Raw genomic sequence first — 829 nt, 5'->3', positions numbered from 1 at the left:
GGCCGGCGTCCTGGAACGCGCCGCCCACCTGGTGCGGCGGCGCGCCGAGTCCTTCGCCCAGCTGATCGTCAGCGAGGCGGGCAAGACGATCACGCAGGCCCGCAAGGAGGCCGCCCGCGCGGCCAACACCCTCGCCCTGTCAGCGGCGGAGGCACGGCGCAACGCCGGGGAGGTCGTCCCCTTCGACGCGTACGAGGGCTCCGAGAGGCGGCAGGGCTGGTTCACCCGCGAGCCCCTGGGCATCATCGCCGCCATCACCCCGTTCAACGACCCGCTCAACCTGGTCGCCCACAAGCTCGGCCCGGCCATCGCCGGCGGCAACGCCGTGATCCTCAAACCCTCCGCCCACACACCGCTGTCCGCGCTCCGCCTGGCCGACACGCTCATCGAGGCCGGCCTGCCAAAGGAGGTCGTCACGGTCGTGGGCGGCGGAGCCGACATCGGCGCCGCGATCGTCGGCGCCCCCGAGGTGCGCATGGTGTCCTTCACCGGCGGGTTCGCCACCGGCGAGGCCATCGCCCGCACCGCCGGCCTGAAGAAACTGGCCATGGACCTGGGCGGCAACGCCCCCGTCATCGTCATGGACGACGCCGACCTGGACGAGGCGGTCACCTCCTGCGTCTCCGGGGCCTTCTGGGCCGCGGGCCAGAACTGCATCGGCACCCAGCGGATCCTGATCGCCCGTGAGGTCTACGAGGCCTTCCGCGACGCCTTCGTCGCCCGCACCAAACTGCTCCGCGTCGGCGACCCGACCGACGAGCACACCGACATCGGCCCCATGATCACCCCCGAGACCGCACAGGCCACCCGCGCGAAGGTCGACGAGGCG

General features: G+C 72.6%; 1 protein-coding gene. It reads left to right on the top strand.

The features are described 5' to 3' along the window. On the top strand, positions 1–829 hold an 829-nt coding region (locus BBH68_RS38760; protein ID WP_141713177.1), incomplete at both ends, for an aldehyde dehydrogenase family protein.

It is taken from the genome of Streptomyces sparsogenes (assembly GCF_001704635.1).
Classification (GTDB): Bacteria; Actinomycetota; Actinomycetes; order Streptomycetales; family Streptomycetaceae; genus Streptomyces; species Streptomyces sparsogenes.
The sequence above is the reverse complement of the archived record's forward strand: the minus strand, read 5'-3'. Positions and strand labels throughout refer to the sequence as shown.